The sequence below is a fragment of the uncultured Mucilaginibacter sp. genome, assembly GCF_903913935.1.
GTDB lineage: Bacteria > Bacteroidota > Bacteroidia > Sphingobacteriales > Sphingobacteriaceae > Mucilaginibacter.
Genome location: NZ_CAIWNH010000551.1, coordinates 1 through 9,352 on the forward strand (window position 1 = coordinate 1; position 9,352 = coordinate 9,352).

8 protein-coding genes are annotated in these 9,352 nt (G+C 40.4%); all 8 read left to right on the forward strand.

Features of this window, described 5'->3' with window-relative positions; all coding sequences use genetic code 11:
- Positions 1–180 precede the first annotated feature (180 nt).
- Positions 181–2,739, forward strand: a complete 2,559-nt coding sequence (locus QZY09_RS22215; protein ID WP_295676264.1) for a DUF5686 and carboxypeptidase-like regulatory domain-containing protein — start codon at positions 181–183, stop codon at positions 2,737–2,739.
- A gap of 19 nt (positions 2,740–2,758) precedes the next feature.
- On the forward strand, positions 2,759–3,499 hold the full coding sequence (locus tag QZY09_RS22220; protein ID WP_295676267.1) for a CDP-alcohol phosphatidyltransferase family protein: 741 nt from the start codon (positions 2,759–2,761) through the stop codon (positions 3,497–3,499).
- A 194-nt stretch (positions 3,500–3,693) separates the two neighbouring features.
- On the forward strand, positions 3,694–4,314 hold the full coding sequence (locus QZY09_RS22225) for a sterol desaturase family protein (protein ID WP_295676270.1): 621 nt from the start codon (positions 3,694–3,696) through the stop codon (positions 4,312–4,314).
- 1 nt (position 4,315) lies between these two features.
- Positions 4,316–5,254, forward strand: coding sequence for a phosphatase PAP2 family protein (locus QZY09_RS22230; protein WP_295676273.1), 939 nt, complete (start codon positions 4,316–4,318; stop codon positions 5,252–5,254).
- 248 nt (positions 5,255–5,502) lie between these two features.
- Positions 5,503–6,831, forward strand: a complete 1,329-nt coding sequence (locus QZY09_RS22235; protein WP_295676275.1) for a hypothetical protein — start codon at positions 5,503–5,505, stop codon at positions 6,829–6,831.
- A gap of 282 nt (positions 6,832–7,113) precedes the next feature.
- The gene (locus QZY09_RS22240) at positions 7,114–7,674 is read left to right on the forward strand and encodes a CAP domain-containing protein (protein ID WP_295676277.1); all 561 of its coding nucleotides are present in this window, start codon (positions 7,114–7,116) and stop codon (positions 7,672–7,674) included.
- A gap of 341 nt (positions 7,675–8,015) precedes the next feature.
- Positions 8,016–8,555 carry a hypothetical protein gene (locus QZY09_RS22245; protein ID WP_295676279.1) on the forward strand — a complete coding sequence of 180 codons (540 nt, stop codon included), beginning with the start codon at positions 8,016–8,018 and terminating at the stop codon, positions 8,553–8,555.
- Positions 8,503–9,352 (forward strand): hypothetical protein (locus tag QZY09_RS22250; protein ID WP_295676281.1); only part of this gene is annotated, 850 nt, incomplete at its 3' end. The genes QZY09_RS22245 and QZY09_RS22250, both read left to right, overlap by 53 nt.

Genomic DNA, 9,352 nt, shown 5'->3' on the forward strand with positions numbered 1-9,352 from the left:
GGAAAAGTTAAAAAAATACAGCAAATAATGGTTTGCTAAAATAAATTCGCTCAATACAAGTTTTGGAGTACTTATTGCTATGACATCCCGTAAAATTAAATAAATAAAACGGGCAAACTTTACCAAACATAGTTTAGGTAGTCTATTAAAAGATCTGTATTTGCACATTTAAACGACTAAATGGATTTTAAATATAAATATTGGAAGCTGCTGCTATTTTGCTTCTTCATACTTTCCGCCACAATATTACATGCGCAAAACACTGATGTTAGCGGAACTGTAATTGATGCCGCCACTAAAAAGCCCTTACCATTTGTGGTAGTATCCTTCCCCGGTACCTCATATGGCGTTAATACTGATAATAATGGTAAATATGCGCTGAGCACAAATTTAGCTGTAACCAAACTCAAGGTTTCTTTTTTGGGCTATAAAGATGCGCTGTTTACCATTAAACCAGGAGTAGAACAGGTAATAAACGTAAGGCTTTCGCCCACAGCGAATCAATTGCAGGAGGTTACCGTACGTTCGGGTAAGAAACCAAAATACCGCAATAAGGATAATCCTGCGGTTGAGCTGATCCGTAAAGTAATTGAGAACCGTGAAAAAAACCGTCCTGAAAGCTATCCATTTGTAGAATATAAGGAGTACGATAAGATGCAGTTTTCTTTTGCAAATCTGAAAAAGTCTGTAATGGACAAAAAATGGCTTCAAAAGTACAATTTCGTTTTGCAAAACCGCGATAGCACTACCGTGCCAGGCACCTACCTGACGCCAATCTACCTGGACGAAAAATTGACACAATATTATTATCGTAAAGACCCCGAAAAGGAAAAAACAATTACGCTTGCACAACGTGCTGCCAACTTTGGGCCTGGCATTGATAGTGAAGGATTAACCGTTTACATGAAACACATGTATTATAAGGTTGATATTTATTCAAACGTCATTTTTTTGATGACCACGAATTTTTTGAGCCCTATCGCTAACTCCGCTCCTAGCTTTTATAAATATTTCATTACGGACACTGTGATTGTGAATAACCAGAAGCTGGTTGAACTTAGTTTTACGCCCCGAAATTTAACCGATGTACTTTTTGTGGGTAAGCTATATGTAACGCTTGATGGCAATTACGCGGTACAAAAAGCAGACCTAACGATCAATAAAAATATCAACCTGAATTTTGTTAACGGCATGAGTGTTAACCTGGAGTTTGAACAAAACACTGATGGTAAATACCATTTAAGCAAAAGCACTACTATTGCCGATTTCGGCTTATCTCAAAACTGGAAAGGAGGCCTGTTTGGGGTAAGGGAAATTGCGTACGGCAATTATGTGGTGAACAAACAGGAACCGGATTCGACATACCGCAACCAGGAAGATGCAGTACCCGAAGCCGCCAAAAACAAAACAGATGAATTTTGGCAAAAAAACAGGATAGATACGCTGACCACGGCTGAATCAAAAATATATAAAAACACGGATAGCCTGCGGAATATGCCTTCATTTAAACGGACAGTTGACCTGGCAACGTTACTGATAGCAGGATATAAAGATTATAATACATTTGAAATAGGCCCTGCAAATGCATTTTACAGCTACAATCCAATTGAAGGAGTTAAACTCCGATTTGGAGGGCGCACCACTCCTAATTTAAGTAAACGGTATTATTTTGAAACCTTCGCTGCCTATGGTTTTAACGATCAAAAATGGAAAGGATTTTTAAGCGCCACTTATTCGCTGAATAACAAATCGATATATAAATTTCCTCAAAACTATGTACGTGCAAGTGTTCAATACGATACGTACATACCTGGGGAAAGTTTGCAGTTTGTACAGGAGGATAACGTATTGCTATCATTTAAAAGGGGCAACAACACTAAATATCTTTATGATTTAGGTTACCGGCTGGACTATGTTCATGAATATGCAAATCACTTCTCGTACGCCTTTGGGTTGAACAGGCAAAACCAATCGCCGGCGGGATCTCTGTATTTTACCGAACAAAACAGCAGCGGGCAATTGGAAAGTGTACACAATTTATATACGACCGATTTAACAGCCACCCTAAGGTATGCTCCTGATGAACAATTTTACCAGGGCAAAATTTACAGGATACAGGTACCAAGTAAAAACCCGGTTTTTACATTTAATTACGATGCGGGACTGAAAAATGTCCTCAAAGGGCAATATGGCTTTCAAAAAGTTAGCGCCCAGATCGATAAACGGTTCTATTTGTCGCAACTTGGCTGGCTGGATGCAACGGGGCAAGCCGGTCACCTTTTTGGCCAGGTACCCTATCCCCTGCTTGATATTTTTCAAGCTAATCAAACTTATTCATACCGGATCTACTCCTATAACTTAATGAACTTTTTAGAGTTTGTAGCTGATCACTATGAAAGCATTACGCTTGACCAGCATTTTAATGGTTTTTTCTTCAATAAAATACCACTGTTGAATAAATTACACTGGCGGGAAACGGCATCATTTAAATCTATTTGGGGTGGATTAAGCAACGAGAATAACCCCTCGTTACATCCAAACTTGTACCAGTTCCCGGTAACTTCAACAGGGCAACCAATAACCAATGCCCTTGGCCGTACCCCTTATATGGAAGGTAGTGTTGGTGTTGAAAACATTTTTAAATTTGTACGTGTTGAGCTGGTACGCAGGTTTACCTATTTAAATGATCCCGGTGTGGCCAGATGGGGTATTCGTACACAAGTTCAATTTAATTTTTAAATTGCAGCATAAAGCATAAATGGAACAACAAACATCATTACGAACCCATCTGCAATTAAGCATCTACCGGGTAATTGACCCGGTGGTGAAGGTTTTTATTAAATTGGGCCTTACCCCCAATATTGTTACTTCCATCGGTTTTGTTTTAAATGTAGGCGTCGCTATCATCTTTATTTTAGGTGCCGAGGAAGGAAACCGCGGCGATCTGTCATATGTTGGCTGGGCAGGTGCGCTGATTCTGTTTGCCGGCTTATTCGATATGCTGGACGGGCAGGTGGCACGGCTGGGTAATATGAAATCAACTTTTGGCGCCCTTTATGATTCGGTGCTAGACCGGTACAGCGAACTGATCATGTTTTTGGGGATCTGCTATTACCTTGTCGGTCATCATTATTTTTTAAGTTCAATTTTTGCTTTTATTGCATTAATGGGATCGATGATGGTAAGCTACGTAAGGGCCAGGGCCGAAGGGTTGGGCATTGAATGTAAAGGCGGCCTGATGCAGCGCCCCGAGCGTGTGGTTACTATTGGCTTATGCGCAATTTTATGTGGAATCACTTCCTTTTATATTGGCGGCGATTATAAACTTTATGTCCCGGCCATTAAGTTTCATATCTTCGACACCATGTCAATTTTTACTATTCCAATTGTGGGCGTGGCAATCTTGACCAATATTACTGCTTTTAAAAGGTTGTTGGATGCTAAAAAAGCTCTTTTAGAAAAGGACAACAACGCAAGAGGCATTAAAGATCGCTTGTAAGTTATTGCCCTTAAAATTGCAACATCAAACGGAAATATCATATCTTCGTAACAAATGATTAAAATCATTTTAGTTTTAACAAATCTTTATTAAAATTGACCGAAATCCATGATCTTTAAAAAAGGATATCGGGTTTTATTAACAAATTCATTACAGGAATAGAAATCATCAAACATTTTTAACCTGCCCAGGCTATGAAAAAAAACTATGTTTCAAATTCACAGGACTCTGTGAGAATGTTTAAAAGCAGCTTTTTAGAAAATTTATCAAAAGTACACTGGACCGTTCCCCTGTTTATATTTATCCCTGTAATAGGTTTTTGTATCTATAAAAACTTTGAGAACGCAATAGGCATACTCTCATTTATTGAACTGTTTGCACTAGGCTTGTTTGTCTGGACTCTGGTTGAATATATAATGCACCGTTTTGTGTTTCATTACGCCCCTGCAGATAAACCCTGGGCGCAAAGGATCCACTTTATTTTCCACGGGGTTCATCATGATTATCCCAGCGATGCCATGCGCCTGGTATTACCCCCTTCGGTAAGCATTCCGCTGGCGGCGCTGTTTTACTTTTTATTTAATGCCATATTGCCGGCAAACGATATATGGGGATTTTTCCCCGGGTTTATCCTGGGTTATTTATTCTATGACATTACTCACTACGCCATCCATCATTTTAATTTTAAAGGCAACGTGTGGAAGAAAATAAAGCAGCACCACATGCTGCATCATTACCAGGATCCTGATAAAGGTTACGGCGTTAGCTCACCCCTATGGGATAAGGTTTTCGGTTCTGATTTTGTAAAAAAATAGCATGGGTATTCCTTTTAGTATTGGGGTGAAAACCACCATACGACAGGGCCTTGCTGTTTTTGCCTTTTCAGTAGCTTATTTAGCTATTTCCTATTACATGGTCGGCTTCAAAACCGACCAGTTGTTTTTAATCGGGCTATTCAATCTGCTCTATTTCCTGTCGCCGGTAACCCGTAAATTCATTCTGGGCTTTTCTATATTTATAGTTTATTGGATCATCTTTGATTACATGAAGGCGTTTCCTAACTATAAATATAATTCCGTCCATATTGCCGACCTTTATAACTTTGAAAAGCATCTTTTTGGATTCAATTATCACGGGAAGTTCATTACCCCTAATGAATACTGGAGGCTAAACGGCAACACTTTTTTAGATATCATGGGCGGCATATTTTACCTGTGCTGGATACCTGTTCCACTTGCTTTTGCAGCCTATTTATTTTTTAAAAACAGGGAACAGTTTCTTTATTTCTCTTTCACTTTTGTTTTGGTGAACTTTTTAGGCTTTATCGTTTATTACCTGTACCCGGCAGCGCCACCCTGGTATGTAGAATACCACGGGTTTACTTTTATCCCGGGCACCCATGGCAATACAGCAGGACTGGTTAAATTTGATAATTATTTTCATGCAGGTATTTTCAAATCCATATATTCAAAAGGATCAAATGTTTTTGCGGCAATGCCATCATTGCATTCTTCATACCCGGTTATCGCTTTATACTACAGCATAAAAAACCGAATGGGACTAGCTAATATATTTTTAGTATTAGTAATGCTGGGTATTTGGTTTACCGCCGTTTATGCCAGTCACCATTATATTGTGGATGTTATCGCCGGCATCATTTGCGCCTCCATAGGCATCATCCTCTTCAATATCCTATTGAAAAGAGTACCTTTTTTTGGAGCATTTTTAAAACGTTACCAAAAATCTATTCAATAAAATTCCATTATAAAAGGCATTCTGGGTGTTTTATCCTACATTTTGTGCCTTTATTGCTTCTGGTTATTTAGGATTTTAAACACTTGTTAAAATAATTTAACTGGACTTTTAGCCATGAAAAGCGCTGAAAACAAGGCGTTTTAGCGTGTTTTTTGCCAAAACATTGAAAAAAGAGCGCTTTTTGGCCGTAAAAGGCATGTTATTTGAAATGATATAGCTATCTTTAAAGCCCTAATGCTTAACCGCTTATGAGAAAAGTTTTTACGCTGATCGTTTTACTTACCGCGCTGAGACTGTCTGCTGCCGCTTTTCAACCTGATACGTTGAGAACATCAGGAAAAGACCATGACGCGGACTCCATAAAAAAAGCGCCGGCAAAAACTGAATCGGATTCTGTTAAAACAGCACCTGCTGTACAAAAACAAGATTCAACAAAAACATCACCCATCAATCATAAAGCGGATTCGGTTAAAACATTACCTGTAAGCAGTGTGGCCGATAGTGTGACGTCAAACGTATTTACAGGTACTGTAGACAGCCTGATTAATTTAATGGCACAACACCCTGCAGACAGTGCAAAGACATTAACAGGAATTAGTAATAACGACAGGCCGAAACTATCGGCATCGTTGCCACCGGTCAATTCGCCCGGATCAGAAGTGAATAAAATAAAAGCCCCGGATAACCCAACATTGGCGCCGCCGGCAACTGAAGCGAATGATAATAGTGCGACCGAAACTGATGAAAACCTAAGACGGGTTACTTCATTGATTCAATTAGATAGCCTGAGGGCCTCGATTTTGGTAGAACAGGCCAGGCAGGCACGACTGCAGAAAATCATGCTGCGGAATGAACAGCTAAAAATTGCAGAACTATTAAAGATCAATAACCTTGACAGCCTGAAGCAGGAGTTAAATATAACCACGAGCGATACCCTTAAGGCCATACTAAATACGCGGATCGCATTAAAGTATTTGGATTACGACACTATCGCCAGTAAAACAAAAAGGTACGAACACCAAAACCTGGCAATTGAATATACTTTACAAGCCATCAGGCAATACTCCATTTATAACGACAGCGTAGGTTTGCGGATATGCTATGATAACCTGGCTAAAGTTTATCACGCCCAGAAGAAATTCGCGCAGGCAAAATGGTTTATTTTACAATCCAACACACTTTCGCGTACCAAAAACGATACGCCCAATGTCATCACATCTTTATTAACACTTGCGGCTATTAAGAGCGATATCAAAGACTATACCCTTGCAATGGGCGATCTTGACGAGGCCCTTAAGCTTTCAATTACCACTCATGCACCAAGAACGCAGATAGAAGTGTTAAAAAATTACGCCCAGTTATATAACCTGTTGCAAAATCATCCTAAAGAAGCTGCCGTGCTAAAGAAACGCGACGCGTTGCTTGACAGTATCCGCAAAAGTGATGAAGCATTACTGGCAAAAATCGCCGCGCAAAAAAAGAGACAGGAATTGCAGCTGGCAAAAAAAAAACTTTTATCAGCCACTACCAGGAAATCCTCCAAAAACAGCTCTCCGGCAAAAATCGCTTCATTATAATTTTACTGGCTGCTATTTTATTGATTGTGATTGCTGTGCTTACAGTTAACCGCATCAGAAGGCGACAGTAGACGACCACCCCTATCGGTCCAAACAAAAAATAATAATAAATACCTTTCGCATTGTTTTATATTAATTTAAAGCCGACAGGCCACAGCGCTCTATACGTCGCCTCCCTGAACTTTCCGGTTATTTTTTTACCACGGAGGACAGAAAGATTTAAACAGTTCATATAATTTCTTTTCTTTTTAAACTTGAGGGTCGTTTAATTGTCTTACAGGTATGAAATGGATCATCAACATCATCATTATACTAGTTATTACCTTCATATTGTCTCGTGCCTACGGCCAGGAAACAGTAAGCACGCCACAATTCAGGCGGGCATTTTTAAAGGAAATTAACAGGGTAAGGGAAACAGGCTGCAACTGCGGCGTTAATTACATGCCACCAGTACCACCACTGGTATGGAACGATCAACTGGAAATATCGTCAATGGGGCATGCTGCTGACATGGCCAACCGGAATTATTTTAGCCATACAAGTTTTGACGGGCGCACCATGCAGGACAGGATCCGTGCGGCAGGTTATAGCTATAAAGACTATAAAAGTTACGCCATCGGCGAAAATATTGCCGAGGGCCCGGAAAGTATTGCCGAGGTAATGAAAGGCTGGTTTCATAGCCCGGGGCATTGTAAAAACCTGATGAGCCCCCAGTTTAAAGAGGTCGGGGTTGCTTTTAACAATGCTTATTGGGTGCAGGATTTTGGTGGCAGGGAAGCATTTTCACCCTACGAACAAAAAATGATCCGGAGTGGCCGGTATCATTTGGTGGAAAAGGAATAATAAGCAACGCGGTCATGCATAGTTCGCGATTGCTTCACTCGTTCCATGCCTACCGGCAGGCAGGCTCGTTCGCAATTACAAATTGCGCCAAAGCCTTTGTCACAAACTGGTTATAAAGCACTAAAATACCAAACTAAGTGTTATTAATTAAAACAACCTTTAATTCTTAATGTCTTTTATGTATAGTTTATCCACACGCCACGGGTAAACGGGACAAAATAAAAATCATCACTATGTTTTTATCTACTTCTCAGATTCGATCTCAAAACAAGTCAAACCGAACAATTTTAACAGCCCGATCTTTAAAAGTTTTAGCGCTTTTGATGCTGTTAATGCCCCTTATGGTTAGTGCCGAAGGCTTTAAATTCAGGGTAAAAAACACTACTAAAAATGTAGTAACAGTATTTTATAAGATCAACAAAAAATCAGGTGACTATAAGCTTAAATCGCTGATCAAACTCGCCCCCGGCGAGGAAAGGGTTAAGGAGGTTTCAGTCGATAAAGGCGATACCATAGGCTTTTACGGTCAGGATGCCGAAAACGAAACATCTGTGATCGTGAGCCGGAACTTTAGTTTCTTGAGCAAGCAAAAGGAAATGGTTTATTACATCCCCATCATTATCCCCGTAAAAGAAAGTTCAAACTTTGAGTCGATGGAGGGATTGAGTTTGCAGCTGGAACATAATAAAGTGCTGAATTTTTTGATGAAGATGGATTCATCGTCGATGAGCAGCCTTTCGCTGCTGGAAAACACATTTCCAGAATGTGTACCCGCTGGGCACCTTTATTTTTGTCGATACAAAAACAAACCGCCTGCTGCTGCCACCGTTGGAGCCATCTTTCTGGAACAATACCGAAAATTATTTCACTATACAGGATAGTGTTTACGCCCTGGTTGATAATAACCGCCGCGCGCAGGCCGGCGTGTCTGTGTCCTATATTGCCAAACTGTTTGACTCCCTGAAGGTGGATAATGCCCAGGAACTGCAGTTTAAAGCCAAACTATCCTTGCTGCGATGGAAACCAAGTGCTAATGCCAATATATACCAGATCATTACTGACAAAGCATTTGAGGCCTTTTTACAAAACTGTTACGACCAAATTGACAACCCCGACCAGCAGTACCAGCATTATCGATTGTACTTTTTATCCTCGTACGAGCGGGTAGATGACCTTGAAATATCGGGCAAGCAATTTTACACCTATGGTAACGAAGCTGATGCAGGCTTACAAGCCGGTAGTGCGGGTTTCTCGCTGTTTAGCACCAATTTGGGTACCTTGTATACAAAAAACAAAACGCTGAGCAATTATTATTCGGTGCAGAATTCTGTTTTAAAAACCAAGGCCTATGACTTTACGCAATTGCTTTTCAACGGATTTCAAAACAGCGTAAAAGAAAAATTGGTGGAAGAGTCCTACCGTATCCAGCACCGCCTGGCGGCAGCGATATTGGGCGAATATGAGGGCCTGGTGGACTACAACCCAAATCCCGACCAATTGAACCTGGTGAAGCTGAACCCCAAAGATACCACCGCTGCGTTAACGCCGGTAATTACTACCGTAGGCAACTTATCGCCTTACCAGTACCGAAGTACCGACACGACCAAAACAGCAGCGGCAATAGCCGTTAATGATAAAATTGACGGGTTTAATAACAGGGTAAAGATTTTCAATTCAC

What these genes read in the sequence shown, in the direction of transcription:
- QZY09_RS22215 (WP_295676264.1), top strand. Translation starts at nt 181, where the DNA reads ATGGATTTTAAATATAAATATTGGAAGCTGCTGCTATTTTGCTTCTTC.
- QZY09_RS22220 (WP_295676267.1), top strand. Translation starts at nt 2,759, where the DNA reads ATGGAACAACAAACATCATTACGAACCCATCTGCAATTAAGCATCTAC.
- QZY09_RS22225 (WP_295676270.1), top strand. Translation starts at nt 3,694, where the DNA reads ATGAAAAAAAACTATGTTTCAAATTCACAGGACTCTGTGAGAATGTTT.
- QZY09_RS22230 (WP_295676273.1), top strand. Translation starts at nt 4,316, where the DNA reads ATGGGTATTCCTTTTAGTATTGGGGTGAAAACCACCATACGACAGGGC.
- QZY09_RS22235 (WP_295676275.1), top strand. Translation starts at nt 5,503, where the DNA reads ATGAGAAAAGTTTTTACGCTGATCGTTTTACTTACCGCGCTGAGACTG.
- QZY09_RS22240 (WP_295676277.1), top strand. Translation starts at nt 7,114, where the DNA reads ATGAAATGGATCATCAACATCATCATTATACTAGTTATTACCTTCATA.
- QZY09_RS22245 (WP_295676279.1), top strand. Translation starts at nt 8,016, where the DNA reads ATGGTTAGTGCCGAAGGCTTTAAATTCAGGGTAAAAAACACTACTAAA.